Source organism: Sphingomonas sp. SP6 (genome assembly GCF_058313435.1).
On sequence record NZ_JBZFLG010000003.1, the window covers coordinates 139,956 to 166,673 of the forward strand.

Genomic DNA, 26,718 nt, shown 5'->3' on the forward strand with positions numbered 1-26,718 from the left:
TCTCTCACCCTTGCCGCGCTCGTTAGCGCGGCGGCAGTGGGTCCTCTATCGGGCGCTTTCCGTCCGGCCGCTTTCCCTCTTGGCACACCCCCACTAAGCCGCGCGCCATGACCTGGCGGTTCTGGATCGATCGCGGCGGCACCTTCACCGATGTCGTGGCGCGTGCGCCCGATGGCGCGGTCCACACCGCCAAGCTGCTGTCCGAGGACCCCGCTTATACCGACGCCGCGGTCGAAGCGGTGCGGCGGATCGCGGGGACGATCCCGGCCGACCTAGAAGTGCGGATCGGGACCACCGTCGCGACCAACGCGCTGCTCGAACGCAAGGGCGAACCGACACTGCTCGCGATCACCCGCGGCTTTGGCGACGCGCTGACGATCGGGTATCAGGAGCGCGCCGATCTGTTCGCGCTCGACCTGCGTCGCCCCCCTCCCCTGTTCGCGCGCGTGGTGGAGATTGACGAGCGGGTCCAGGCGGACGGGGCGGTGCTGACCGCGCTCGATCGCGAGGGGGCGCGAGCGGGGTTCGTGGCGGCATATGACGCCGGACTGAGGGCCGTCGCGATCGTGCTGATGCATGGGTATCGCTTCCCCGCGCACGAGGCGGCGCTGGCGGACATCGCGCGTGAGGTCGGCTTCGCGCAGGTGTCGGTCAGCCATGAGGTCGCGCCGCTGATCAAGCTGATCGGGCGCGGCGATACGACACTGGTGGACGCCTATCTGTCGCCGGTGGTGCGGCGCTATGTCGGGAGCGTCACCGGCGACCTCGGCGAGGCGCTGTTCATGCAGTCGTCGGGCGGGCTGGTCTCGGGCGGCGCGTTCCGCGGCAAGGATGCGGTGCTGTCGGGGCCTGCGGGCGGGATCGTCGGGATGGCGGCGACCGCGCGGGCGGCGGGGTTCGACCGGGTCATCGGCTTCGACATGGGCGGCACCTCGACCGACGTGTCGCACCATTCCGGCGCGTTCGAGCGCGACAGCGAGACGCGGGTCGCGGGGGTGCGGCTGCGCGCGCCGATGCTGCGGATCCACACGGTCGCGGCGGGGGGCGGATCGATCTGCCGCCACGAGGGCGGTGCGCTCCTGGTCGGGCCGGAGAGCGCGGGGGCGACGCCCGGCCCGGCCTGCTACCGCCGCGGCGGTCCGCTGACCGTCACCGATTGCAACGTGCTGCTGGGGAAGCTCCGGCCCGAGCTGTTCCCGGCGCTGTTCGGACCGAATGGGGACGAGCCGCTCGATGCCGAAGCGGTGCGGGCGCGGTTCACCGAGCTGGCGCTCGATCCGCACGAGGCCGCGGAAGGGTTCGTCGCGGTGGCGGTGGCGAACATGGCGAATGCGATCCGGACGATCTCGGTCGCGCGCGGGCATGACGTGGCGAAGTACACGCTCGCCTGCTTCGGCGGTGCGGGCGGGCAGCATGCTTGCCTGGTCGCCGACGCGCTGGGGATGGCGCGGGTGATGATCCATCCGCTCGCCGGCGTGCTCTCCGCCTACGGGATGGGGCTGGCCGACCGGCGGGTGCTGCGCGAGGAGACGTGCGGCGTCGCGATCGGAGACCACCGGGCGATCGACGCCGCAGTGGCGCGGCTGAGCGAGGCGGCGCGGGCGGCGCTGGCGGAACAGGGCGTGGCGGCGGATCACCTGGCGGTGCGGCTGGAGCTGCGCCGCGGCGCGACCGAGCATACGATCGCGGTGGCTCCGGACTCCGTGGCGGCGATGACGGCGGCGTTCGATCGCGAGCACCGCGCGCAGTTCGGCTACCGCGCCGACGCGCCGCTGGTGGTTGACCGGGTGTCGGTCGAGGCGATCGCGCGGTCGGGGGTCGAGGATGTCGGGCCGGTGCTGCCGGAGGTGGCCGCGGCTCCGCTGGCGACGGTGCCGGTGTACATGGCGGGCGAGTGGCGCGACGCGGTCGTTCACGCACGGGACGGACTGCCCGCGGGGCATGAGGTCGCGGGGCCGGCGCTGATCGTCGATCCTGTGTCGACGACGGTGGTGGAGGCCGGCTGGCAGGCGACGGTCGATCGCTTGGGGAACCTGATCCTGGAGCGCGAGGTTCCTCGACTTCGCTCGGGACGAACGGAGGATCGCGACGCCCTTCCTCTCCCGGTCGTGCCAAGCGACGTCGGGGCACCAGACCCCACGCGGCTCGCGATCTTCGCCGGGCTGTTCATGGGCGTCGCCGAGGAGATGGGGGCGGCGCTCCAGCGGTCGGCGATGTCGGTCAACATCCGCGAGCGGCTCGACTTCTCGTGCGCGGTGTTCGATGCGGGCGGGAGCTTGGTCGCGAACGCGCCGCACATCCCGGTCCATCTCGGCTCGATGGGCGACAGCATCCGCGCGGTGCTGGCGTCTCGCGGCGGGAGCGCGCGGGGCATCCGCGCGGGCGACGCCTATGCGCTGAACAACCCCTATCGCGGCGGGACGCACCTGCCCGACGTCACCGTGATCGTCCCGGTCTTCGCGAACGAAGACGACCCTGCCCCGGCCTGGTTCGTCGCCGCGCGGGGACATCATGCCGATGTCGGGGGAACGACGCCAGGGTCGATGCCCGCCGACAGCCGCTCGGTTGAGGAGGAAGGGGTGCTGCTCGACGACGTGCTGGTGGTCGACCAGGGGCGCTTCCTAGAGGCGGAGTTGCGGACGGTGTTCGCTTCGGGCCCGCACCCGGCGCGCGACATCGACCAGAACATCGCCGACCTGTCGGCCCAACTTGCCGCCTGCGCGCGCGGCGCGACGGGATTGCGGCGGATCGCGAGCGACTATGGGGCGGAGGTCGTCTCCGCCTACATGGAACATGTCCAGCACCATGCCGCCCAGGCGGTGCGGCGGCGGATCGCGACGCTTTCGGACGGCGCGTTCGCGTACGAGATGGACGACGGCGCGGTGGTGCGCGTGACGCTGCGGGTCGCGGGCGACGCGCTGAGGGTCGACTTCACGGGCACGAGCGGACAGCGCCCGAACAACTTCAACGCGCCGACCGCGATCGTGCGCGCGGCGGTGCTCTACGTCGTGCGGACGCTGATCGGCGGCGACGCCCCGCTCAACGACGGCTGCCTGCGGCCGGTGACGATCGTCGTACCCGAGGGCTCGATGCTGGCCCCGCGGTATCCGGCGGCCGTGGTGGCGGGGAACGTCGAGACCAGCCAGGTCGTCACCGACGCGCTGTTCGGCGCGCTCGGCGTGGTCGCGGCGAGCCAGGGGACGATGAACAACTTCACGTTCGGCGATGCCTCCCGTCAGTATTACGAGACGATCGCGGGCGGCGCGGGCGCGGGCGCGGGGTTCGACGGCGAGGATGCGATCCAGACGCACATGACCAACAGCCGGCTGACCGATCCCGAGGTGCTGGAGACCCGCTTCCCGGTGCTGCTCGAGGAGTTCGGCATTCGCCGCGGCTCCGGGGGGATAGGCGCGCATCGCGGCGGCGCCGGCGCGACGCGGCGGGTGCGGTTCCTGGCGGACATGACGGCGAACATCCTCGCGAACCGCAGGCGGGTGCCGCCGTTCGGCGCCGGCGGCGGGATGCCGGGCGAGGTCGGCGCGGCGTGGGTCGAGCGGGCGGACGGCGGCCGCGAACCGCTGGGCTCGACCGGACGCGCGGAGCTTCGTGCGGGCGACGTGTTCGTGATCGAGACGCCGGGCGGCGGCGGGTTCGGGCGAGCGTGAGGCTGGACGCCGATCTCGCGACGCGCTTCGCCACGCTGACGCTCGGGCACCTCGGGCGCGAATGGCCGTACAAGCTCGATCAGGTTCTCACCGGCCCAGGTGACCTCGCCCGACCGTCGGCGCTCCATCCGATCTTTCACGGCAGCTTCGACTGGCACAGCTGCGTCCACGGCTGGTGGCAGGTCGCGCGCCTCGCGCGGCTGTTCCCCGATGCGCCATTCGCGGCGGAGGTGGCGATGCGGGCGGACGCGACGTTCACGGCGGAGACGGTCGCCGGAGAACTGGCGACGCTGGCGCGGCCCTACACGGCAAGCTTCGAGCGGCCGTATGGCTGGGGCTGGCTGCTCGCGCTTCACGCTGAGCTTGCGCTCCGGCCCGAGCCGTGGGCGGCCGCGTTCGAACCGCTGGCGCGCGAGATCGCGCGGCGCTTCGCCGATTATCTGCCCAAGCTCCCCTACCCGGTGCGCAGCGGCAAGCACGACAACACCGCCTTCGCGCTGGTTCATGCGCTCGACTGGGCGCGCGCGTTCGATCCGGCGCTGGCGGCGCTGATCGCAGCGCGAGCGCGCGGCTGGTTCGGCGACGACGACGACGTACGGCCGCTGGAGCCCTCGGGCGAGGACTTCCTCTCGGCGACCCTGTGCGAAGCGGTGCTGATGCGCGCGGTGCTCGGGACGGCGTTCGGCGCGTGGCTGGCGCGCTTCCTCCCCGATCCGTTCGCGGTCGGTTGCCTCGGCAAGCCGGCGGTCGTCACCGATCGCAGCGACGGTCGGCTCGCGCATCTCGACGGGCTCAACCTGTCGCGCGCCTGGGCGTGGCGGACGATCGCGGCCGCGACCCCCGATCCGGAGCGCGCTCGCGCAATCGCCGACCGCCACGTCGCCGCGGCGCTGCCGCACCTCGCCGACGATTATATGGGCGAACACTGGCTCGCCACCTTCGCGCTGCTCGCGCTGGAGTAGGCGTGTCCCCGCGAGGGCGGGGAGCCAGGGCCACCAGCCGGATCGCTGGACACTCTGGGCTCCCGCCCTCGCGGGAGCGAGCCTCACTCGCTGAACGCGGTCTCCTTGAGGCGGGTGATCGGGGTCAGGATGTACTGCATCACGGTGCGCGGATCGCCGAGCAGGTTGACCTCGGCGGTCATGCCCGGGCCGATCGGGAGCAGCTTGCCGTTCGGATCGCGCAATCCCTTCTCGTTGGTGCGGACGCGGACGATGTAATACGGTTCCTGCTGCGGCCCCGCCCGCTCGTCGGTCACCGCGTCGGGCGACATCGATTCGACCTTGCCGAACATCGAACCATAGACCGAGCTGTCATACGCGGTGATGTTGACGCGCGCGCGCTGGCCGATGCGGACGCGGGCGATATCCTGCGTGCGGATGTGGCCCTCGACCAGCAACGTGTCGCGCGACGGCGAGATCTCGACGATCGGCGCGCCCGGCGAGACCGCGGCGCCGACGGTGGTCACCAGCACGCGGTTGATCCGGCCGGTCATCGGCGCGCGGACGGTGGTCCGGGCCAGCCGGATCTGCAACGCCGGCAGCGCGCTCGACCGGGCCGCGAGCTCCGCCTGCGCCTGGGCGAGTTCGTCGGCGGCCTTGGCGCGCCAGTCCTGCCGAGCCTGGGCGATGCCCGCTTGCGCCTCCGCCACGCCGGCGCGGGCGCGGGCGATCGTCTCGGCGGCGCCCGCCGCCTCGTTCTGGGCGACGATCGCCGCGCTCTCCGCCTGGTGGAGCGTCATCTGCGATTCGATGCCCTTGGCCGCGAGCGGACGGATCGATTCGAGATCGCTCGTCCGCTGCTGCGCGGCGCTGGTCTTGGCGGCGTAGCTCGACTGCGCCTCGGCCACCGCGCGCTGCGCCTGAACGCTGCGCGCCGCGTTCGCGCCGGTGATCGCCGCCAGTTCCTGCATCCGGGCGGCGTGGAGCGAACGCTCGATCTCGATCTGCTGGGCGATGGCTGGGTTGGTGGCGGCGGGATAGACCGGCTCGCGCCCCAGGACCTCGGCGCGGAGCCGGGCGATCTTCGCCTGGAGGGCGCCGGTCTGCGCCTCGCCCGAACCCAGCTCCGAGCCCGACGCGGTCGGGTCGAGGAGGACGAGCACCTCTCCCTGGCGCACGACCTGGCCGGTGCGGACCAGGATCTTCTTCACCACCCCGCCCTCGAGGTTCGAGACGGTCTGGAGCGAGGAGCTGGCGATCACCTTGCCGGTGCCGCGGACCGTCCGGTCGATCCGCGCCCAGTTCGCCCAGATGATGAAGGCGACGAAGAAGCTGACGATCACGTAGAGCAGGATCGTCGACGCCTGCCGCGGCTTGATGTGGTCGGTGAGCGACTCGAGCCCGTGTTCGGGTTCCTTCAACCCGATCGGGTCGAGGACGGAGGCTTGGGTGTCGGTCATCGGATCAGGCCACCTTGGGTCGGGTCAGCTGCTGCAGCACGGCGTCGCGCGGGCCGTCGGCCATGATCCGACCGCCGTCGAGCACCATCACCCGCTGCACCAGCGCAAGCAGCGACGGGCGGTGGGTGACGAGCACGAAGGTGCGGCCCTGGATCTCGCGGCTGAGGCGTTCGATCAGCGCGCTTTCGGTCTGGGTGTCCATCGCCGAGGATGGTTCGTCGAACACGAGAAGCTGCGGCTTGCCGGCGAGCGCGCGGGCGATCGCGATCGACTGGCGCTGCCCGCCCGACAGCCCCTCGCCGCGGTCGGCGAGGCGGAGGTCGTAGCCGTTGGCGATCTGCCCCATGAACTGATGAGTGCCGCTGAGCTCGGCGGCGCGCAGCATCTCCGCATCGTCGACGGTCCTGCGGCCGAGCGTGATGTTGTCACGGACGCTGCCGGAGATCAGGACGCTGTCCTGCATCGCGGTGCCGACCCGACGACGGAGCGCGGCCGGATCGAGCTGGCGGATCTCGTTGCCGTCGATCAGCACCAGCCCGTCGCCCGGCGGATAGAGGCCCAGGATCAGTCGCGTGATGGTCGACTTGCCCGAGCCGACCCGCCCGAGCAGCCCGATCCGCTCGCCGGGCTCGATCACGAACGAGATGCCGTTCAGCGCATTCTCGCTTGCCCCCGGATAGCGGAAGCTGACGTTGCGGAACTCGATCCGTCCCTTGAGCGTGCCGATCTCTAGCGCCTCGCCGACCGGGCCCTCGCTCGGCTGGATCATCATCGCGTTGATCTGCTTGTAGGCGGTGCGGGTCGCCGACAGCCGGGTCAACAGCTGCGAAATCTGCGCGAGCGGCGCGATCGCGCGACCCGAGAGCAGCGAGCAGGCGATCAGCCCGCCGGTGGTCAGCTCCCGCGCGGCGATCAGATTGACGCCCACGATCACCATCGCCGCATAACTGATGGTCGACGCCGAGCCGGCGACGTTGATCGCCAGCGACGACACCATGCGCTGGCGAAGCGACGAGTCCGACTGCTGACGCACCGCGTCGAGCCAGCGCGCGGTGAGCAGGTCGCCCGCGCCCGACGCCTTGACCGTCTCCAGCCCGCCGATCGCCTCCACGAGCACCGACTGCTTCGACAGACCTTCACGCATCGAGCGCGCCGACAGCCGTTCGAGCGCGGGATTGGTCGCCCAGCCCGCGAGCAGCACCAGCGGGATGATCACGAACAGCACGATCACCACCTTGCCGCCGATCGCCCAGATGACGAGCACGGTCAGCAGCAGGAACGGCAGGTCGACGAGCGTCGAGACGGTCGCCGAGGCGAAGAAGTCGCGCAGCGCCTCCAGCTCGCGCATCAGCCCGGCGAGCGCCCCGGTCGACCCGCGCTTGAGCTCGAGCCGCATCGACAGGATCTTCGCGAACACCTGCTCGCCGATCTTGTGGTCGATGTCGGCCCCGGCGATGTCGACGAAATAGGCGCGCAGCGTCTTCAGCACGAAGTCGAAGATCACGACGACCGCGAAGCCGATCGACAGCGCGGTCAGCGACGCCATTGCGTTGTTCGGGACGACCCGGTCGTAGATCACCATCGAGAACAGCGAGGTGACCAGCGCGAACAGGTTGATCAGCACCGCGGCCATCGCGACCTTCATGTAGGTCGACTTGTTGGCCGCCATCGGCTCGAACAGCCACGGCGCGAACCGCGGCTTGGGATCGGCGACGAGCGTGTGGTCGCTCATTCCTGGGGTCCTATCACGGGCTTGTCGGCGTTCTTGATCGTGTCGGGCGCGGCGGTCGCCCCCGACAGGCCGAGGGTGGAGAGCAGGGTGTTGGTCCGCGACAGCAGGACGTAGCGCGCCGCGTCGAGTTCGGTGACCGCCTGCAGGTACGACGCCGCGGTCTCGAAATAATTGTCCTCGGCCGAGATCACGTCGAACAGCTCGCCGGTCGAGACGCGGAAGCGCTCGGCGATCGCGTCGCGCGAGCGGCGGCTGGCGAGATAGGTCGCCTCGGTCGCGGTCAGCTGGTCCTGAAGCGCCTGGACGTCGGTCCAGGCGATCTCGGCGTCGCGCTGCGCGTCGCTCGAGACGCGGTCGGCTCGTGCCGTGGTCGAGCGCGCGCGCGCATCGGCCTGCTTCGCGCGCTCGGGGATGCCGCCGAACAGCCGTTGGCGGATCGTGAGGCGCGCACGCACGTCATAGTCGCGCGGCGTTTCGTAGATCCCGTAGCGTCCGGCATCCATGCCGATCGACAGGCTGGGGGCCATGTCGGCGTGCGCGGCGCGCGCGTCGCGGCGCGAGGCGTCGGCGGCGGCGCGGGCCGAGCGGACCGCCGGGGTCTCGATCGCGCGCATCGCGGCGAGATCGCGGCTCTGCGGCACGCCTCCGAACGGCGCACGGGCGAGGCCTGCGGGCGGGGCGCGGCCGGTCAGCGCCTCGAACCGGGCATCGGCCTGCTGCGCCTGCCGACGGAACCGCGCCAGCCGCGTGTCCGCGGAAGCGATGTAGCTGTCGACTCGCGCGATGTCGGCGGGCGCCGAGACCCCGCGCTTGATCCGTTCGCCGACCATCTCGCGCAGCTCGCGCTGGCTGGCGGCGAAGGCGACCGCGATGTCGACCAGCGAATGGTAGGTGAAGACGTCGTACCAGGCGGAGACGGTCTCGAGCGCGGTGCGATCGGCGGAGCTTTCGACGTCGAGGTCGGCGCTCTTCAGCCGTGCGCGCGCCGCCCCGATCCGCGCATTCGCCGCGCCGCCGTCGAGCAGGAGCTGGTCGATCGTGATCAGCTGGTCGGTCCGCCGGTTCGGACGGGCTGCCTCGATCACGTTCTCCGGGCTGTTCCCGAAGTTGCGGCTGATCACGCGGTAGCTGCTGACCGACAGATCGATGCTGGGAACATAGGCGGCCTTGGCCTCGGCAACGGCCGCGCCCGCTTCGTCGCGCGACGCCTCGGCCTCGGCGCCCTGCGGGTCGCGCGCGATCGTCTCGGCGATGATCTGGCGGAACAGCGGAAGCGGCGAGGTCTCCTGCGCCAGCCGCAGCAGCGGATCGTCCTGGGCCTTGATCGCCATGGGATCGCCGCTGTGGCTCGGCAGCAGACCGGCGGCGTTGGCGGTGGCGGGAGACGCCGCGGACGGAGCGGCGGGCTTGGGCGCGACGGGCCTCGGCGCCTGCCGCGGCGCCTGGGCCGACGAAAGCGGCGAGCCCACGGGCATCTGCTGCGCCGCGCCGGCGACGGCGACACCGATCAGCGTCGTGCCTGCCGATAGCCTCAACGCAGCGCCGATCCGCGCTCGTCCGTTCGACGGAATCACCAACCCCACCCAATCCCCCCCGGGAGAAGCCAGCGCCACTACAGTCCTTTACCGGCCGCGCCAAGCGGCGCGAATGCCGCTTCGTCTCACGGTGTGGCGAATTGGTCGCAGCTACTGCCCGAAGCGGGCTTGGCGGTACAGGAGCGTGATCGCGACCCGGCGGTTGCGCGGATCGGCGGGGTCGTCGGTAACCAGCGGCTCGCGGTCGGCGACGCCCTCGATCCGGCTGAAGCGCGGCTCGGGGATACCGCCCAGCGCCAGCCGCCGCCGGGTCGCCTCGGCGCGCCCCGACGAGAGCATCCAGTTGTTCATCGCACGCGGATCGCCGTAGGGTACGCTGTCGGTGTGGCCGCGGATCATCACCGGGTTGCGGGTCTCGCCGACCGATCGCGCGACGAGCCCGATCAGGTCGGACGCCTCGGGTTCGAGCGCCGTGGTCCCGAGCGCGAACATCGAATAATCGGCATTGTCGACCAGGTCGATCCGCAGCCCCTCGCTCGTCATGACGAAGCGGATGTGGCTGGCGAGCTTGCGCAATTCCTTCGAGCCGGCGATCTCGGCCGTCACCCTGCGGCGCATCGCCTCGAACGTCTTCTTGTCCTCGGCGGCGATCGCGCTGGCGCTCCGTAGCGAGCCCTTGTCGCCCGATCCCGCCTTCTCGCCGCCGGTCCCGTCGGTCGGCATCGCGATCGACTGGATGATCGACGACGACGCCTTCGGCCCGAGCTTGTTGGTGCTCGTGATCGACTCGCCCCCCATCGGGCCGTTGCCGCCGATCCCTTGCGTGCGGGTGTCGAGCAGGGTCGGGGCGAAATAGTCGGCGATGCCCTTGCGCTGCTTCTCCGTCGTCGCGCCCAGGAGCCACAGGAGCAGGAAGAACGCCATCATCGCGGTGACGAAATCGGCGTACGCCACCTTCCACGCGCCGCCGTGATGGCCGCCGTGCCCTTCGATGTAGATCTTCTTGTAGATGATCCTGGGCGGCTGGTTCGAGCCGTGGGGCGCTCTGGCCGCCATTATGCGGCGCCTCTCGGCGCGGGGCGGCACCAGCCCGTCGGCGTGAGCCGATCAACCATCATTTGCCCCGGAGTCCGTCGAACACCTCGGCGAAGCCGGGCTGGTTCTTGTGCGCGATCCCCGAGCGTGCCGCCTCGATCACGAGGGGCTGCGGGTGGCCGTGGAGCGAGGCGATGATGATCTGCTTGACCACGTGGTAGATCGCGCCGTCGGCGTCGATCACCTGCTTCAGTCGCGAGGCGAGCGGGGCGACCATGCCGTAGGCGAGCAGCACCCCCATGAAGGTGCCGACCAGCGCCGAGCCGATCATCCCGCCCAGGATCGTCGGCGGCTTGTCGATCGAGCCCATCGTCTTGACCACGCCCAGCACCGCGGCGACGATGCCGAGCGCGGGCAGCGCATCCGCGAGCGAGGTCAGCGTCGTGTGCGGGCCCTCGACCTCGTGATGGTGGGTCTTGATGGTGTTGTCCATCACCTCCTCCACCGCGTGGACGTCGAGCGTGCCCGACGAGACGACGACGAGGCGCAACGTGTCGGCGATCAGGTTGACGAGGGTCTGGTCGGCGAGGAGGCGCGGATATTCGGCGAAGACGGCGGAGGATTTGGGATCCTCGACATGCGGCTCGAGCGCGATCGGCCCTTCCATCCGCAGCATCTTCATCAGCTTGGAGACGAGAAAGATGACGTCGAGATAGTCCTGCTTCTTGTACTTGGGCCCCTTAAACACCTTCATCAGGCCGCCGCCCATCGCCTTCAACTCCTTGCCGGAATTGCCGATGATGAGCGCGCCCGCGGCGGCGCCGCCGATGATGAGCATCTCGTGCGGGATCGCCTCCATCACCGGGCCGAGCGCGCCGCCGGTGATGGCGAAGCCCCCGAACACCATCACGAGCAGGACGACGAGGCCGATGGCGGCGAACATGCTTTTCCCCAGTTGCGCCTTTCGGATTAACCCTGTCGGGTAACCGAGTCGTTAACCGCGCCTCAGCGCAGGTAGTCGAACAGCGACAGGTTCGAGAGCTTGGCGAAGCTCGCCTGCGTCGCCTGGAGGACGGTCATTGTCTTCTGGAGATCGGTGATCGCCTGGCTCACGTCGACGTCCTCGAGGCTGGAGCGCGCCGCCTCGCGGTCGACCGCCGCATTCGTCTGCTGCGCGGCGACGAGATCGACCCGCGCCGCGCGCGCGCCGAGCGAGGACTGGGCGGCGGTGGTCTGGTCGGTGATCGACTTGAGCGCGTCGGCCGACCCTTCGGGCAGCGCGTCGCCGCTGTTGAGCGCATCGATCATGCCGGTGAGCACGCTGGCGACGTCGCCCGCGTCGGAATTCAGGAAGCCGCTGGCGTTGAGCGTCGTGTGGACGGTCTGGCCGTCGCCGATCGGGATCGCCCCTGCGGTGCCTTGCGCGAAGGTCAGCTTGCCGTCGGCGAGCGTCACCGCCGCGCCGTCGTCCGCGCCGCCGAACATCGGCTGACCGCGCGCGTCCTTGGTGTTGGCGAGCGAGACGATCGAGTCGAGGATGCCCTGGAGCTGGCCGGCGATCGCCGTCTTCGCGTCGGCGCTGAGCGTGCCGTCGCCCGCCTGGACCGCGAGGTCGGACGCGCTCTGCAACTGATCGCGGATCGCGCTGAGCGTCGAGTCGGCCTGGCCGAGCAGCCCCTGCGCGAGCGTGACGTTGGCGCTGTCGACCCCGGCGTTCGCCTTGGCCTGCACCAGCCCCTGGAGCTTCGCCCAGGCGGCGCTGTCGTCGGAGGGCGAAAGGATGCGCTTGTTGGTCGACAGTTCTTCGTACAGCCGGTTCGCCGACGACGTCAGCGACGACATCTGCGAGTTGGAGCGCCCGTAGAAGAGGCTGGTGGAGAAGCCGTAGTCCATCACTGGATCTCCAGGATCGACTGGAAGGTCTCGCGCGCGACCTGGATCACGCGGCTCGACGCCTGATACGCCTGCTGGAACCGCATCAGATCGACCGCCTCATTGTCGAGATTGACCCCCGACACCGCATCGCGCGCGGCGACGGCATTGTCGCGGATCGTGCCCTGCGCGCTGGCGACGGTGGCGCGGCTCTGGATCGCCGCGGCGTTGGCGGCGACGAGCCCGGTCAGCCGCGTCTCGAAGCCCCCGCTCTGACGCAGCGACGCCAGCGCGGCAAGGTTGCCGTTGCCGCGGCTGCCCTCGCCCGGGGAGGCGGCGGCGATGCCGTTCGGATCGGTCATCGCTACGGTCAGGCTGGTCGGCGGCGTGCCGATCGTGAAGATCGGCTGGCCCGGCTGGCCGTTCGCATCTTCGCCCTGCGCCTGGACCGCGTTGACCTTGTTCGCGAAATCGGTCGCGAGCGCGTTCAGTGATTTGGTCGCGTCGGCCAGCTTGACGGCCCCGTCGGCGACGCCGGCGAGCGCGCCACCGTTGAGCGAGACGAAGGCGGTCTCCCCCGCCCGGTGGACCGCGAACGAGACCGCGCCGTCGGCATTGCGCGCATAGCCGATCGTGCCCGCCGTCGCGCCCGAGACGAAGGTCGGCCCGCCCGCGCCGCCGAGCTTGACGGTCGCGCGGCCCGCCGCGTCGAACTGTGTGTCGAGATCCGACAGCGCGCTCATCTGTTCGAGCACGGCATCGCGCTGGTCGGCGAGCCCCGCGGCGGCGGCGGTCCCGGGCTGGGTCGAACCGAGCGCGTCGTTGATCTTGGCGAGCGAGGCGCCGAGCGCGTTGAGCGTCGTGGTCGCCGACGTGGCGGTCGCATCGAGGTCGCCGGTCGCGGTCGCCAGCGCCTCGCCCGACGCCTTGAACGACGCCGCGGCCGAAGACGCGCTTTCGAGCATCACCGCGCGCGCCGCGGTCGACGTCGGATCGGCGGCGAGCGCCTGCGCGGAATTGAAGAAGCCGGTGATCCGCGCGAGCAGATCGTTGCCGGTCAGCCCCGACTGGACGCCCTGGAGCCACGTCGCGCCGACCTGGGTCCGCGCGAGGTCGCTCGATGCGGTCCGGACCGCAGCGCTGCGTTGCGCGTCGCCCGCGCGCCAGACGCCGGTGACCATCGCGCCCATGCCGGTCGCGTAGCTCGAGCCCGGCACGATCAGCTCGGCGATCCCGGCCGCGCGGCGCGTGAAGCCGAGGTTGCCGGCGTTCGCGATGTTCTCCGACACCGTCGTCAGCGCGATCTGATACGCGCGCACGCCCGAGGCGCCGATGGAGAGGAGGTCGCTCATCGACTAGCCGGTGGGGCCGCCCTGGTTAACATCGGGTGTGGATTGGAGGCCGCGCGACAGGAAATCGGTCATCGCCTTGCCGATCCCGATCGGGGTGTGCTCGGCCATCTGCTGGACAAGCTTCTGGTCCTGCATGTCGCGGAAGGTGTCGAGCGCCTTCGAGTCGAACAGCGGATCGGCAAGCTTGGCCTGCCGCATCGACTTGAGCATCATCCCGGTGAACGCGGTCTCGAACTGCTGGCCCGCCTTCTTGAGGTTGGCGGCCGTCGCGGTCCGCGCGAGCCCGGTATCGAGCCCGGTCGCGCCGCTGATCTGCGGCAGATCGCTCACAGCACGATCAGCTCGGCGCGCAGCGCGCCGGCTTCCTTGAGCGCTTCCAGGATCGCCACCAGATCGGCCGGCGACGCGCCGATCGCATTCACCGCCTTGACGATGTCGGCGAGCTTGGGGCCGGGATTGATCAGGAACATCGGCTTGTGCTCCTCCTCGACCGCGACGCCGCTCTTCTGCTCGACCGCGGTCTGGCCCTGGCTGAACGGCTGCGGCTGGCTGATGCGCTGGCTCTCGTCGATGCGGACGGTGAGCTTGCCGTGGGTCACCGCCGCCGGGCCGACGCGGACCGCGGAGTTGATGACGACGGTGCCGGTGCGCGCGTTGACGATCACCTTGGCGGGGGGCTCGGCGCTGGTCACGTCGAGGTTCTCGATCGTCGACATCAGCGCCGCCCGCACGTCCGCCCCCTGCGGCGCGCGGATCTGGACCGAGGCGCCGTCGGTCGCGATCGCGGTGCCGAAGCCGAGCCGCTGGTTGATCGCGGCGGCGACGCTCTGCGCGGTGGTGAAGTCCGCGCGCTGGAGGTTGAAGGTCAGGCCCGGCGTGGTCTCGAACCCGGTCGCGACCGCGCGCTCGACCGTCGCGCCTTCGGGGATGCGGCCGGTCGAAGGGACGTTGACGACGATCTGCGACCCGTCCTTGCCCTCCGCGCCCAAGCCGCCGACCGCGAGGTTGCCCTGCGCCATCGCGTAGATCTGGCCGTCGGCGCCGAGCAGCGGCGTCATGACGAGCGAGCCGCCGCGCAGCGACTTGGCCTTCCCCATCGAGGCGACGGTGATGTCGACGCGCTGGCCGGGCTTGGCGAAGGGCGGCAGCTCGGCGGTGATCATCACCACGGCGGCGTTCTTCAGCCCCGGGTTGACGCTCGACGGCAGCTGGAGGCCGAAGCGCGAGGCGACCGCCTTCATCGACTGGATCGTATATTCGAGGTTGTCGTCGCCGGTGCCCGGCAGACCCACGACCACGCCGTAGCCGGTCAGCTGGTTCGAGCGGATGCCCTGAAACGCGCCGAGGTCCTTGACCCGGTCGGCGTAGGCCGGCCCGGCGAGCAGCATGGCGGCAAGAACGGCGATTCCCCACCCCGTTCGTGTCGAGCGAAGTCGAGACACGTGGGCGGGCTGAGTAGACGGGGTCCTCGACGTCGTTCGGAACGAACGGAGGAGGGAGAACAGGCTCGTCATCAGAACGGGCTCACCACCTGGAAGAAGCGGGACAGCCAGCCCTGGCGGCTGGCGCGGGCGACGTCGCCCTTGCCGGTATAGGCGATCTGGGCGTCGGCGACGCGGGTCGAAAGGATGCGGTTGTCCCGGTCGACGTCCGCGGTGCGGACCAGTCCCTTGATCTGGACGAACTCGTCGCCGCGGTTGAGCGTGACGCGCTTCTGGCCCTGCACCAGCATCGTGCCGTTGGGATAGACTTGCGCGACCGTGACCGAGATCTCGCCCGACAGGCTGTTCGCCTGGTCGGCGGTGCCCTGGCCGTTGAAGTTGCGGGTGCCGCTCATGCTCGCATCGGTGCCGCTGAACAGGCTGAGCGCGCCGGTCGTCGGCGGAGTGATCCCGAAGCCGCCGCCCGAATCGAGCTTGGAGCCCGCCGATTTGGAGGCCGCGGTGCGCTCGACCAGCACGATCGTCAGCGGATCGCCGACCTTCTTGGCGCGCCAGCCTTCGTAAAGAGCGGCATAGCCCTGATCCGCCTGGAAGATGCCGCCATTGGCGGGCGGCGGCGCGGCCGGCTGCATCGGCGCGCGGACGACGGTGAAATCTTCGGCCGGCTTCTTCTTGCCACCGAGCAGGCCGGCATTTGCCGGGCTCGGCAGGAACGCGGCGGCGACGAGCGCGGCGATGCCGGCGCCGAGCGCGAGTTCGACCCACAGGCCGGACAAAGGGTTGGGAGCGCGGCTGGCCATCAGATGTTCTGGTTCACGTACTTGAGCATGTCGTCGGTGGCGGAGATCATCTTCGAATTGACCTCGTAGGCGCGCTGGGTCTCGATCATGTCGACCAGCTCCTCGACGACGTTGACGTTCGACGCCTCGAGCTGGCCCTGGCGGACCCGCCCGCGCCCGTCCTCGCCGGGCACGCCCAAGTTCGCCGCGCCGGAGGCGGCGGTCTCCTTGAGGTAATTGTCGCCGGTCGCGAGCAGCCCCGCGCCGTTGGGGAACGACGCGACCTGGATCTGGCCGAGCTGCTGCGCCTCCGCCTGCCCCGGGATGGTCGCGGAGACGGTGCCGTCGAGCCCGATCGTGACCGCGGTCGCGCCCTCCGGAATGGTGATGCCAGGCTGGACCTGATAGCCCTCGTTGGTGATCAGCAGCCCTTCGGGCGAGCGCGAGAAATTGCCCGCGCGGGTGTAGCCGAGCTCGCCGCCGGGCATCTGCACCTGAAAATAGCCGTCACCGTCGAGCATCATGTCGAGGCTGTTGCCGGTCTGCTGGACCGATCCCTGCGTGTCGATCCGCGCGGTGCCCTGGACGCGCACGCCGGTGCCGAGGTTGAGCCCGGTCGCGTACTGCGTCTCCTGGGTGGACTGCGCGCCGGGCGAGGTGACGGTCTGATAGGCCAGCGTCTCGAACGCGGCGCGATCGCGCTTGAACCCCGTCGTGTTCACGTTGGCCAGGTTGTTCGAGATGACGCGCATCCGCATGTCCTGGGCGTCGAGCCCGGTACGCGCGATGTGCATGGCGGCGGTGGTCATGGCTGATCCTTCGATCGGTTCGGAGGCAGTTTAAGCAATCTTCGTGCCAGTGACTTCACGGTTCGTGTCGAGCGGGACACCGCGGCGATGCCCATCGACTTCGCCCGGAGCGACGAGGTTGGTCAGCCCGGCATCCGCATGACGGAGGCGGCGCCTTCGTCCATGTCCTTGGCGTTCTTGAGCAGGTTCGCCTGCACCTCGTAGCTGCGCTGGTTCTCGATCATGTCGACCAGCGCCTGGGTCATGTTGACGTTCGAGCCTTCGAGCGCCCCGGCGACCATCTTGGCGTTGGCGTCCTGCGGCAGCGCCCCGCCGCCCTTGACGTGAAGGAGGTTGTCGAGCCCCTTCACCGTCTGGCTTCCCTTGGTCGAGGCCAGCTTGATCGTGTCGATCACGGTCGTCTGCCCCGACTTGTCACCCTGCGGCACGATCGAGACGGTGCCGTCGCTGCCGATCGTCAGGCTGTCGTAGGGCGGCAGAGTGATGGGGCCGCCCGACCCCATCACCAGATAGCCGTCGCCGGTCTGGAGCGTGCCGGACGGCGAGACCGAGAGGTCGCCGCGCCGGGTATAGGCTTCCGTCCCGTCGTTCGCCTGCACCGCCATCCACGTGTCGTTGGCGAGCATCGCGACGTCGAGCGGACGCCCCGTGGTCTGGATCGCGCCGGGCGAGCGGTCGAAATCGGGCACTTCCGCCCCCGCCGGCGCGCGGCTGGCGAACTCGTCGCCGCCGCCCTGGAGCGAGAGGCGATCGAACACCACCCGGTCGGCGCGGAAGCCGGTGGTGGAGGCGTTCGCCATGTTGTTCGCGATCGCCGCCTGCGCCGCCATGTGCGCCTTGAGGCCCGTCGCCGCCGTATAGACCAATTTGTCCATGGAACGCCCCCGCCGCCTTCAGATCACGAACGGATGTTGAAGATCGTTTGGGTGATCTGGCTCTGGGTATCGAGCGCCTTGGCGTTCGCCTGGAAGTTGCGCTGCGCCGAGATCAGGTTGACCAGCTCCTCGGTCACGTCGACGTTCGAGCCTTCGAGCGTACCCGTGAGCAAGCGGCCCGCGGCGCCCTCGTTCGGGGTGCCGAGCGACGGCGCGCCGGAGAAGGCGGTCGCCTCCCAATGCCCGTCGCCCATCTGCTTGAGGCCGGTCGGGTCGGTGAAGGTCGCGATCGCCACCTTGCCGAGGTTCATCGTGTCGCCGTTCGAGAAGCTGGCGGTGATGAGGCCGTCGTCGCCGATCGTGAGGTTCGAGAGCTGACCGACGGTCGCGCCGTTCTGGGTCTGCGCGGCGACGCTGAACACGCCGAGGTTCGAGGTCGAGCCCGACAGGTCGAGCGTCAGATTCTGCGCCGCGCCCCCCGCCGGGGTGAAGGCGTCGAACGCGATCGGGGCAGCGGGAACGGTCATCACGCCGGTGGCATCGAACGTCATCGCCTGCCCGTCGACCCCGCCGGCGGTGAGCGGCTGGTCGCCGACGAAGCTGTACGCCTTCCAGTTGGTCGCGCCGTCGCCCAGGTCCGATGCGGTGTCGCGGACGTAATAGGTGGTCATCGTCATCGCGTTGCCCGCGCTGTCGAAGATGCGGGTGGAGGTGACGTTGTTGTAGCTGGTCGGGTCGGTGCGGTTGAACGGCGTCACCGCCGGCGCGGTCGCGGTGTTCGACAGGTTCACGCCGAGCCCCACCTTGGTGGTCGCGATCGCGGTGCCGCTGCTTTCGGGCAGGCGGACGTCGACCAGCCCCTGCGGACCGGTCGAGACGACATTGCCGTTGGCGTCGACGGGATAGGCCTGGAGCAGGTTGCCCTGCGAGTCGACGATGTTGCGGGTGGTCGTATCGACCTTGAAGCCGCCGTCGCGGGTATAGGTGACGTTCGCGCCGCCGTTGGGCGAGCGCACCGCGAAGAAGCCGTCGCCCGAGATCGCCAGATCGAGCATCGATCCGGTCGATTTCAGCGAACCCTCGCCGAAGTTCTGGCGGTTCTCCATCGCGACCACGCCCGAGCCGACCAGCGTGCGCGGATCGGACGAGAAGCTGGACGCCATCACGTCCCCGAAGAACGAGCTGCTCGACTTGAACCCGTTGGTCGAGACGTTGGCGAGGTTGTGCGAGATCGTCGACATGTCGAACTGCGCGGCCTGGAGGCCCGAGAGCGAGGTGTAGAAAGACATCGGAAGAGGCTCCTGTTGATCGCGTGAAGGAAGGGATCAGCCGATCTGGCGGACCTGGCTGGCGGGGACCTCGCCCACGCCGGGCAGGGTCAGGATGATCTGGCCCGAGGTGGTCGACACCGACTGGACCGGAGCCCACACCAGCGTCCCCGCGGGAACGTCGTCGGCCCCGGATTTCGCGTCGACCGAGACCTTGAACGGGCCCGGCCCCGAATCCTCGCCCGCGCCGTTCTTGCCGTCCCAGTCGAAGTAGAGCGTGCCGGCGGTCTGCGCGCCCATGTCGAGCGTCTTGAGGACCTCGCCGTCGGCGTTCTTGATCGTGACGGTGACGTTGGTCGCGTTGCCCGCCAGCTCGACCCCGCCCGAGATGCCGCCGCTGGTGCGTCCGAACGCGACGTCGCCGGCGGCGAGCACGGTCTTGCCGATATAGCTGACGGCCTCGTTCGCGCTGGCCCCGGCAAGCTTGGCCTGGATCGCTTTCAGCGTCGTCGACATTTCCGAAATGCCCGCGACGCTCGAGAACTGCGCCATCTGCGCGACCATCTGCGTGTTGTCGACCGGGCTGAACGGGTCCTGGTTCTGGAGCTGCGCGGTCATCAGCTTGAGGAAGTCCGCCTGCCCCAGCGCCCCGGACCCACCGACCGCGGACTGGGCCGCGGTGTTGGCGGTGGTGTTGATGCCCAACGTGGAGAGAGTGGTGTCGAGGCTCATGGTCAGCGGCCCAGCTTGAGGGTGTCGACGATGAGGCTCTTGGCCGTGTTCATCACTTCGACGTTGTTCTGGTAGGAGCGCGAGGTCTCCATCATGTCGACGAGCTCGCGGGTCTCGTCGACCGCGGCTTCGAAGACGTTGCCGTCCTTGTCCGCCATCGGATTGCCCGGGTCGTAACGCTTGGTCGGGGCCTCGCCTGCGGTGACGACCGACTGGACGTCGACGGTCGACATGCCCGACGCGGCATCGAAGCTGGTGCGGAACACCGGCTTCATCGTGCGGTAGGCGGCGCCCTCCGACGAGGCGATGCCGCCGGCATTGGCGAGGTTCGACGCGGTCGTGTTCATCCGCACGAGCTGCGCGGACATCGCGCGGCCCGCGACCTGGAAGATGGTGAGCGGCGACTGCGACACCCTTATTCTCCCCTCAGCGCGCGGGTCAGCTGCGAGATGCGGCCGTTGAGGAACGAGAGCGTCGTCTGATACTGGACCGCATTCTCGGCGAAGGCGGTCTGCTCCTGGCTGAGCTCGACGGTGTTGCCGTCCATCGAAGGCTGGTTCGGCACGCGGTACATCGTCGCCGCCGACGCGCCGGTGTCGGGGTCGCCGTTCGACGTCGCGGTGGCGAGCGCCTGGCGGAAGTCGATGTCCTTCGCCTTGAACCCGGGGGTGGAGGCGTTGGCGATGTTCGACGCGAGCACCCCCATCCGCTGCCCACGCAGCTCGAGCGCGGCGCCGTGGATCCCGAAGAGACTGTCGCTGGCCACCTGGCCGAACCTCCTTGCACGTCAGTATGCGGCGGACTGTCAGCAAGGGACGTGCCAGATTGGGGACCATATACCTCCCCGGCACGGGGAGGAGCGCCGAATGGCGCGGGTGGGGCGGCCGCAGGCGGGACGATCGAGACTGCACTGCTTGGGGCTGCCCCACCCGCCACGTTCGTGGCTCCTCCCCCTGCCGGGAAGGTAGAAGGCGGTTGAACGAATCCCGCCCGGCAAACCCTTGCCGCCCTTCCGGCAACCCTTGCCGCTTGCCGCGCCCGCGATTGCCGCACCGCCGGAGCGGCCCGAACTGGCACATCCCGTGCAACTTGCTCCCCGATGACTCCCGGCACCTTCCTCGACCCGCTCGCGCTCGCGATCGTCGGCGGCGGCACGATCGTCGCGACGCTGCTCCGCTCGCCGCTGCGCGACGTCGGCCGCGCGGTCGCGGCGGTGCCGACGATGGCGCGTGGCCGGTTCAGCGCCGATCCGCTGCTCGCGCAGATCGCCTCGCTCGCGAAGATCGCCAAGCGCCACGGTACGATGGCGCTCGATCGGTCGGTGATCACCGATCCCGATCTCGCGGCGGCGGTCGCCGGGGTGGTCGACGGCCACGCGCCCGATCGGATCGCCCGAGCGCTCGCGGACGCCCGCCGGCGGCGCGTCGAACGCCACGCCGCCGCCGCCGACGTCTGGGCTGGCGCCGCGGAGGCCGCACCGGCGATGGGCATGGTCGGCACGCTGGTGGGCCTGGTCGCGATGTTCACGAGCATGACCGATCCGCAGGCGATCGGCGGCGCGATGGCGGTGGCGCTGCTCGCCACCCTCTACGGCGCGCTGGTCGCCAATCTTCTCGCCGCGCCCGTCGCCAATCGCCTTCGCGCCGCCGCCCGGATCGAGGCGGCCGAACGCGAACGCCTCGAAGCGCCGCTCATCGACCTCGCCGCGCGCGAGGCCCCGCGCAGCGTGCGTCCGGTCCATTTCTCTCCCGCTCCGGCCGAACTCGCGTGACGGCCGAAGACCTCCTCGCCCCCTGTCCCGCGCGGCCGCTCTGGCTGGTGACCCTCGCCGATCTGGCGCTGCTGCTGGTCGGCTTCATGGTGCTGATCCACGCCACCGCGATCGACCGGCACGCACTCGCCAGGGGTCTGAAGGCCGGGTTCGGGGTCGCTGCGCCCGCCGACGAACCGATCCCCGTCGCCGCGGCCGCGATCACCAACTTCGCGCCGGGTTCCGCCGCGCTGCCGGCCTCGCCCGCCCCTCTGGTCGCCTGGGCACGGGAGTCGCTGCGCGATCCGCGCGTCTCGCTGCGCGTCGCGGGCGCGGTCGACGGATCCGCGCGCGACGTCGATCCCGTCACGGGCAGCGGCGCGGTGCTCGCCGCCGACCGCGCCCGCGCGGTCACGGTCGCCCTCGCCCGGGTCGCGGACGGACGGCTGAGCGTCGCGACCGCGCCGCCCCGCCACCGCCAGGTGATCGTCACCCTCGCCTTTGCCGGCGAACGCCGAGGACCCCAATGATCCGCTTGCTGCCGTTCCTCGCTCTGCTGGCCGCCGCGCCCGCGCTCGCTCAGCCGTTCCAGGACACCGCCGGGCTCGACCGGGCGGTGGTCGCCTTCACCGGCCACGCACTGGGCGAGGCCGGGGGGGCGCGCGCCGTCGTCGATTCGCGGTTGAAGCTCGCGCCCTGCCCCACGGTCTCGCTGTCGTGGCGCACCGAGGCGCACGATGCCGTGGTGATCGGCTGCCTCGGCCCCGAATGGCGGATCTTCGTGCCGGTGATCGGCAGGGTCGACGCCGCGGCCCCGGCTGCCGCACCCGCTCCGAAGATCGCCGCGCAGCCGCCGGTCATCAGGCGCGGCGATCCGGTGACGATCGAGGCCGGGCAGGACGGCTTCTCGATCACGCGCGAAGGGATCGCGATGGGCGACGCCCCCGCCGGCGCGCGCGTGCTGATCCGCGTCCCCGACGCCCGGACCCCGGTCCAGGCGGTCGCGATCGAGAGCGGACGCGCCACGCTGCCCGGCTGGCCGGAGTAGAAGATGGTAACCGCGGCGCTCACGATCATTTCGTTTAAGTTCATGCGAGCACGGTCGTTTCCTCCTTTGCGAGGATCGCCCGGAGCAGTGTGTGATGGTGGAGTCAGTGGGATCGAAGGGCGGAACGGTGAGCGACGTCTCGCTCGCACCCGTCGCGCGGACCGCCGCGTCCGCGCCGGTCAAGCCGGTCGCGAGCGAGAGCCCCGCCGCGCAGGCGGCGACGACCGCCTCGACCGCCAAGACGCTGGCCGCCGGTCCGCCGGTCGACGCCGAGCGCGTGCGGCGGATCAAGGCGGCGGTGCAGAGCGGCGCCTTCCCGATCTCTCCCGCCACGATCGCCGACCGGCTGATCGCCCTGCGGTACGAATGGATGTCCGATGACAAGGCGTGACGCGCTGATCGCGGTGATCGAGGCCCTCCATGCGGAGATCGCCGCGCTCAAATCGAACGACGTCGGCGCTCTGGAGCGCGCGACGGAGGCCAAGCTTTCGGCGATCGAGGATGTGCGCCGCCTGGGCGACGGACCCGCCGGCCCCGAGCTGCGCGCGCTCGCCGACGAGGCCGACAAGCTCAACGAGACCTGCCGCATCTACGTGAACCTGATGGCGGCAAATGTCCGCCGACGCCTGCAGATTCTGTCCGGCGACGCCGGGACGGCCTACGGGCGCGCGGGGCTGGCCTACGCTTGACGTCTTCTCTCCCGCGCGGAGCGGGGGAGCGATTTTCCATCTGGCACACCGCTTGCTGTGATCCTCCCCGAACAGGGACTCCGTCACAGCGCATGACCGTCGAAAGCATCTCCGCCGCCGGGCGCGTCCAGTCGGCGATCGCGCGCGCCGCGTCGCGCACCGGCGTCGACTTCAACTATCTGCTGGGGCAGGCCAAGCTGGAGAGCGGCTTGAACGCCAACGCCCGTGCGGGCACCTCCTCGGCGAGCGGACTCTACCAGTTCATCGAGCAGAGCTGGCTGTCGGTGGTCAAGAAGCACGGCGCGGAGCACGGGCTCGGCTGGGCCGCCGATGCGATCGGCTCCTCGGGCGGGCGGCTGACCGTCGCGGACGGCGCCACCCGCTCCGCGATCCTGGCGCTGCGCAACAACCCGGAGGTCGCGAGCCTGATGGCGGCCGAACATGCCTCCGACAACGCCGGCGCGCTGCAATCGACGCTGGGTCGGGCGGCGACCGGGACCGACCTCTACATGGCGCATTTCCTGGGACTCGGCGGGGCCAAGCAGTTCCTGTCGGCGATGCAGGTGTCGCCCGATCGTACCGCCGCGGCGATGTTCCCGGCCGCCGCGCGCGCGAACCGCAGCGTCTTCTACGACACCTCCGGCAACGCACGCTCGCTCAGCGAAGTGTACGACCGCTTCGCCGGCAAGCTCGGCAACAGCGGTGCCGCGGGCGGCAACCGCTTGCCGGCGATGCAGTTCGCCGCCCAGTCGCTCGACATGGACGGCGCGACCGTCGTCACCGGCAACGGCGAGGCGGCGTCCGACGCGCTCAGCTGGGCGAATGCGGCGATGAGCCGGTTCCGCACGACCGCGCCCGCACCGAACGACGCCTCGGTCCTGCGCCCGTCGCCCCAGAATGCGCGGCTGGCGTATATGATGCTCGCGAGCATGGGCGCATGAGGCTGCTCGGCAACGCGCGGCAGGCGGCGCTCCCCGCCGCGATCCTGCTCCTCGTCGTCGTGATGGTGGTGCCGATCCCGGCCTTCCTGCTCGACGTCTTCTTCATCGCGAACATCGCGATCAGCCTCGCGGTGCTGATGGTCGCGCTCAACGCGCAGAAGCCGCTCGACTTTTCCGCCTTCCCGACTGTGCTGCTGTTCGCGACCCTGTTCCGCCTCGGCCTCAACGTCGCCTCGACCCGCGTCGTGCTGGTCCACGGGCATGAGGGCGAGGCGGCGGCGGGGCATGTCATCGAGGCGTTCGGGACGTTCCTGATCGGCGGCGACTATGTCGTCGGCATCTTCGTCTTCGCGATCCTGATGATCATCAACCTGATCGTCGTCACCAAGGGCGCCGGTCGCGTGTCCGAAGTGTCCGCGCGCTTCACCCTCGACGCGCTCCCCGGCAAGCAGATGGCGATCGACGCCGATCTCAATGCCGGACTGATCACCCCCGATGACGCCAAGAAGCGCCGCGTCGAGGTCGCGACCGAGGCGGACTTCTACGGCTCGATGGACGGCTCGTCGAAGTTCGTGAAGGGCGACGCCGTCGCCGCGATCCTGATCCTGGCCGCCAACGTGATCGGCGGGCTGATCCTGGGGCCGGTCAGCCACGGCATGGGGATCGCCGCCGCCGCCAAGGGCTATATCCTGCTCGCGATCGGCGACGCGCTGGTCGCGCAGCTCCCCAGCCTCATGCTCTCGATCGCCGCCGCCGCGATCGTCACCCGCGTCAGCGACGAGAGCGACCTCGCCGGCCAGATCGGCCGCCAGTTCGGCTCGGCGCGGACCTGGACCCCGGTCGCCGGCATCCTGACCCTCCTCGGGCTGATGCCGGGGATGCCGCATGTCATCATCCTCGCCGCCGCCGCGCTCGCCGGCTTCGCCGCATGGAAGCTCCACCAGATCGCCAAACGCCCGGTGATGGTGGACGCGCCCAAGGTCGAGGCCGCCGATCCGTCGCGCATCGCCTGGGACGAGGTGACCGAGACGATGCAGGTCAATCTCGACGTCGGCTACGGCCTGGTGCCGCTGGTCGACGAGCGTCGCGGCGCACCGCTGATGGCGCGGATCACCGGCGTCCGGCGTCAGCTGTCGAAGGAACTCGGCTTCGTCGTCCCGCAATGCCGGGTCCGCGACGACATCAACCTCGCGCCCTACACCTATCGCCTCGTCGTCGGCGGGGTCGTCGTCGGCGAGGATCAGGTGTCGCCCGACGAGATGCTCGCGCTCGACACCGGGACCGCGGTCGGCACGCTCCTCGGCAAGAAGGCCAAGGACCCCACGTTCGGGCTCGACGCGACCTGGATCCAGCCGGGCGACGCCGACGCGGCGACCGGTCAGGGCTTCCTCGTGGTCGACGCCGGCACCGTCATGGCGACCCACCTCAACCACGCGCTCGCCTCGAACGCCGCCGACCTGCTCGGCGCCGACGAGGTGCAGGCGTTGCTCGACGGCCTGAAGGAACGCTCTCCCCAGCTCGTCGCCGCGCTGACGCCGCAACCCTTGCCGCTGACGACGCTGACGACGGTGCTCAAGGGCCTGCTCGCCGAAGGCGTGCCGCTCAAGGAATTCCGCCGCATCGCCTCCGCGATCGCGACCGCGGCGCAGAAGACGCTCGACGCCGACGAGATCGTCGAGCTGATCCGCCCCGCGCTCGGCGGACTGATCGTCGGCAAGCTGTGCGGGGTGCGCGAGCCGCTGCGGGTGATGACGCTCGAGGGCAGCCTCGAGGCGATCCTCGGCCAGGCGATGCGCGGCGACAGCGCCAGGCGGCATGTCATCGAGCCCGACCTCGGCCGCCGCATCGTCGATGCGCTGCAGCAGGCCGCGCAGCCGCTGATCGCCGAAGCGAAGCCCTTCGCGCTCGTCGTTCAGCCGGCGATCCGCGTCGCCATCCGCAAACTGGTTCGAACCGTATTGCCGGACACCCCCGTGATGAGCTTCTTCGAAGTGCCAGAGGACAAGGCGGTCGAGGTCGTCGCCGTGATCGGCGCGCACCAGCAGCAGCAGGCGCTCGCGGCATGAGCGCCGCGCCCCTCACCTACGGCCCGCGGAGCCGCGCGCGCGAGGACAAGGCGCGGGTGGAGGAACACCTCCCCCTCGTCCGCCGGCTGGCGTGGCACGTCCACGGCAGCGTCTCGACCGCGGTGGAGGTCGAGGACCTCGTCCAGGTCGGGCTCGTCGCGCTGGTCGAGGCGGGCTCGGCGTTCGAGGATCGCGGGCTCGTCACCTTCAAGCAGTATCTGACGACGCGGGTGCGCGGCGCGATGATCGACGAGCTGCGCCGCCACGCCGCCAACACCCGCGGGGCGATGCGCCGCCGGCGCGCCTATGGCGAGGCGGTGCGCGCGCTCACCGCCGAACTCGGTCGCACGCCGAGCGAAGCGGCGGTCGCCGAGCGGCTGGGGGTCAACGTGGCCCGGCTGCGCGCCGAATATCTGACGGCGGAGGCCGCCCGCTTCGATTCCCTCGACGAGGTCTATGCCGATGACCAGCCGTGGTTCGCCGACGACGCCCCCGACGCCTTCGAGCAGCTTGCCGAGGGCCAGCTCCGCGACCGGCTGATCGCCGCCATCGCCGCGCTGCCGGAGCGCGAGCAATTGGTGATCCAGCTCTATCACGTCGAGGAGTTGAACCTGGAGGAGATCGGCCGGGTGCTCGGTGTCGGCGCGGCGCGCGTCTGCCAGATCAAGGCGTCGGGGCTGGCCCGCCTGAAGACGGCGATGCGACGCTGATCCGCCGAGCTGCTTGA

At 70.4% G+C, this 26,718-nt stretch carries 26 protein-coding genes; 10 read left to right on the top strand and 16 right to left on the bottom strand.

Annotated elements, in window-relative coordinates; translation table 11 throughout:
* Positions 1–107 precede the first annotated feature (107 nt).
* On the top strand, positions 108–3,665 hold the full coding sequence (locus AC4GYY_RS10815; protein WP_491120490.1) for a hydantoinase B/oxoprolinase family protein: 3,558 nt from the start codon (positions 108–110) through the stop codon (positions 3,663–3,665).
* A complete protein-coding gene (locus tag AC4GYY_RS10820; RefSeq protein WP_491120492.1) occupies positions 3,662–4,627 on the top strand; it encodes a DUF2891 domain-containing protein in 966 nt (321 codons plus the stop codon). Before AC4GYY_RS10815 ends, AC4GYY_RS10820 begins: the two co-directional genes overlap by 4 nt.
* An 83-nt stretch (positions 4,628–4,710) precedes the next feature.
* Here the strand turns inward: AC4GYY_RS10820 and AC4GYY_RS10825 are convergent, their stop codons facing one another.
* From AC4GYY_RS10825 to flgB, 16 genes are all read right to left on the bottom strand, one after another.
* Complete coding sequence (locus tag AC4GYY_RS10825) at positions 4,711–6,066, bottom strand: HlyD family type I secretion periplasmic adaptor subunit (RefSeq protein WP_491120494.1); 1,356 nt, start codon at positions 6,064–6,066, stop codon at positions 4,711–4,713.
* 4 nt (positions 6,067–6,070) lie between these two features.
* Complete coding sequence (locus tag AC4GYY_RS10830; protein ID WP_491120496.1) at positions 6,071–7,798, bottom strand: type I secretion system permease/ATPase; 1,728 nt, start codon at positions 7,796–7,798, stop codon at positions 6,071–6,073.
* Entirely contained in the window at positions 7,795–9,333 is a 1,539-nt protein-coding gene (locus tag AC4GYY_RS10835) for a TolC family protein (protein WP_491120498.1), read from the bottom strand. Before AC4GYY_RS10835 ends, AC4GYY_RS10830 begins: the two co-directional genes overlap by 4 nt.
* A gap of 150 nt (positions 9,334–9,483) precedes the next feature.
* Positions 9,484–10,389 carry a flagellar motor protein MotB gene (locus tag AC4GYY_RS10840; RefSeq protein ID WP_491120499.1) on the bottom strand — a complete coding sequence of 302 codons (906 nt, stop codon included), beginning with the start codon at positions 10,387–10,389 and terminating at the stop codon, positions 9,484–9,486.
* A gap of 58 nt (positions 10,390–10,447) precedes the next feature.
* Positions 10,448–11,311 carry a flagellar motor stator protein MotA gene (gene motA, locus AC4GYY_RS10845; RefSeq protein WP_491120501.1) on the bottom strand — a complete coding sequence of 288 codons (864 nt, stop codon included), beginning with the start codon at positions 11,309–11,311 and terminating at the stop codon, positions 10,448–10,450.
* Between the two features lie 62 nt (positions 11,312–11,373).
* The gene (locus AC4GYY_RS10850) at positions 11,374–12,261 is read right to left on the bottom strand and encodes a flagellin N-terminal helical domain-containing protein (RefSeq protein WP_491120502.1); all 888 of its coding nucleotides are present in this window, start codon (positions 12,259–12,261) and stop codon (positions 11,374–11,376) included.
* Positions 12,261–13,592 (bottom strand): flagellar hook-associated protein FlgK, encoded by a 1,332-nt coding sequence (gene flgK, locus AC4GYY_RS10855; protein ID WP_491120504.1) that lies wholly within the window; start codon positions 13,590–13,592, stop codon positions 12,261–12,263. The genes AC4GYY_RS10850 and flgK overlap by 1 nt, the downstream gene beginning before the upstream one ends.
* Positions 13,593–13,595: 3 nt before the next feature.
* On the bottom strand, positions 13,596–13,922 hold the full coding sequence (locus AC4GYY_RS10860; protein WP_491120506.1) for a rod-binding protein: 327 nt from the start codon (positions 13,920–13,922) through the stop codon (positions 13,596–13,598).
* Entirely contained in the window at positions 13,919–14,980 is a 1,062-nt protein-coding gene (locus AC4GYY_RS10865; RefSeq protein ID WP_491120508.1) for a flagellar basal body P-ring protein FlgI, read from the bottom strand. The genes AC4GYY_RS10860 and AC4GYY_RS10865 overlap by 4 nt, the downstream gene beginning before the upstream one ends.
* Positions 14,981–15,105: 125 nt before the next feature.
* Positions 15,106–15,834 (bottom strand): flagellar basal body L-ring protein FlgH, encoded by a 729-nt coding sequence (locus AC4GYY_RS10870; RefSeq protein WP_491120510.1) that lies wholly within the window; start codon positions 15,832–15,834, stop codon positions 15,106–15,108.
* Complete coding sequence (gene flgG / locus AC4GYY_RS10875; protein WP_491120512.1) at positions 15,834–16,622, bottom strand: flagellar basal-body rod protein FlgG; 789 nt, start codon at positions 16,620–16,622, stop codon at positions 15,834–15,836. The genes AC4GYY_RS10870 and flgG overlap by 1 nt, the downstream gene beginning before the upstream one ends.
* 122 nt (positions 16,623–16,744) lie before the next feature.
* The gene (locus tag AC4GYY_RS10880) at positions 16,745–17,497 is read right to left on the bottom strand and encodes a flagellar basal body rod protein FlgF (RefSeq protein WP_491120514.1); all 753 of its coding nucleotides are present in this window, start codon (positions 17,495–17,497) and stop codon (positions 16,745–16,747) included.
* A 23-nt stretch (positions 17,498–17,520) separates the two neighbouring features.
* Positions 17,521–18,786 carry a flagellar hook protein FlgE gene (locus tag AC4GYY_RS10885; RefSeq protein ID WP_491120515.1) on the bottom strand — a complete coding sequence of 422 codons (1,266 nt, stop codon included), beginning with the start codon at positions 18,784–18,786 and terminating at the stop codon, positions 17,521–17,523.
* 36 nt (positions 18,787–18,822) lie between these two features.
* Positions 18,823–19,497, bottom strand: coding sequence for a flagellar hook assembly protein FlgD (locus tag AC4GYY_RS10890; RefSeq protein ID WP_491120516.1), 675 nt, complete (start codon positions 19,495–19,497; stop codon positions 18,823–18,825).
* 2 nt (positions 19,498–19,499) lie between these two features.
* Positions 19,500–19,910, bottom strand: a complete 411-nt coding sequence (gene flgC, locus AC4GYY_RS10895) for a flagellar basal body rod protein FlgC (protein WP_491120517.1) — start codon at positions 19,908–19,910, stop codon at positions 19,500–19,502.
* 2 nt (positions 19,911–19,912) lie between these two features.
* Positions 19,913–20,263: a flagellar basal body rod protein FlgB gene (gene flgB / locus AC4GYY_RS10900; RefSeq protein WP_491120518.1), complete on the bottom strand. Its 351-nt coding sequence runs from the start codon at positions 20,261–20,263 to the stop codon at positions 19,913–19,915.
* 333 nt (positions 20,264–20,596) lie between these two features.
* Here flgB and AC4GYY_RS10905 point away from each other — a divergent pair, with 333 nt between their 5' ends.
* The 8 genes from AC4GYY_RS10905 to AC4GYY_RS10940 all read left to right on the top strand — a co-directional run bounded on the left by AC4GYY_RS10905 (position 20,597) and on the right by AC4GYY_RS10940 (position 26,701).
* Complete coding sequence (locus AC4GYY_RS10905) at positions 20,597–21,268, top strand: MotA/TolQ/ExbB proton channel family protein (RefSeq protein WP_491120520.1); 672 nt, start codon at positions 20,597–20,599, stop codon at positions 21,266–21,268.
* Positions 21,265–21,777 carry a flagellar motor protein MotB gene (locus tag AC4GYY_RS10910; protein WP_491120522.1) on the top strand — a complete coding sequence of 171 codons (513 nt, stop codon included), beginning with the start codon at positions 21,265–21,267 and terminating at the stop codon, positions 21,775–21,777. The genes AC4GYY_RS10905 and AC4GYY_RS10910 overlap by 4 nt, the downstream gene beginning before the upstream one ends.
* Entirely contained in the window at positions 21,774–22,295 is a 522-nt protein-coding gene (locus AC4GYY_RS10915) for a flagella basal body P-ring formation protein FlgA (protein ID WP_491120523.1), read from the top strand. Before AC4GYY_RS10910 ends, AC4GYY_RS10915 begins: the two co-directional genes overlap by 4 nt.
* A 127-nt stretch (positions 22,296–22,422) precedes the next feature.
* Entirely contained in the window at positions 22,423–22,686 is a 264-nt protein-coding gene (gene flgM / locus AC4GYY_RS10920) for a flagellar biosynthesis anti-sigma factor FlgM (protein ID WP_491120525.1), read from the top strand.
* A complete protein-coding gene (locus tag AC4GYY_RS10925; RefSeq protein ID WP_491120527.1) occupies positions 22,673–22,984 on the top strand; it encodes a flagellar protein FlgN in 312 nt (103 codons plus the stop codon). Before flgM ends, AC4GYY_RS10925 begins: the two co-directional genes overlap by 14 nt.
* A gap of 92 nt (positions 22,985–23,076) precedes the next feature.
* Positions 23,077–23,925, top strand: a complete 849-nt coding sequence (locus AC4GYY_RS10930; protein WP_491120529.1) for a lytic transglycosylase domain-containing protein — start codon at positions 23,077–23,079, stop codon at positions 23,923–23,925.
* Positions 23,922–25,991, top strand: coding sequence for a flagellar biosynthesis protein FlhA (gene flhA, locus AC4GYY_RS10935; protein WP_491120530.1), 2,070 nt, complete (start codon positions 23,922–23,924; stop codon positions 25,989–25,991). The genes AC4GYY_RS10930 and flhA overlap by 4 nt, the downstream gene beginning before the upstream one ends.
* Complete coding sequence (locus AC4GYY_RS10940; protein WP_491120531.1) at positions 25,988–26,701, top strand: FliA/WhiG family RNA polymerase sigma factor; 714 nt, start codon at positions 25,988–25,990, stop codon at positions 26,699–26,701. Before flhA ends, AC4GYY_RS10940 begins: the two co-directional genes overlap by 4 nt.
* Positions 26,702–26,718: the final 17 nt, after the last annotated feature.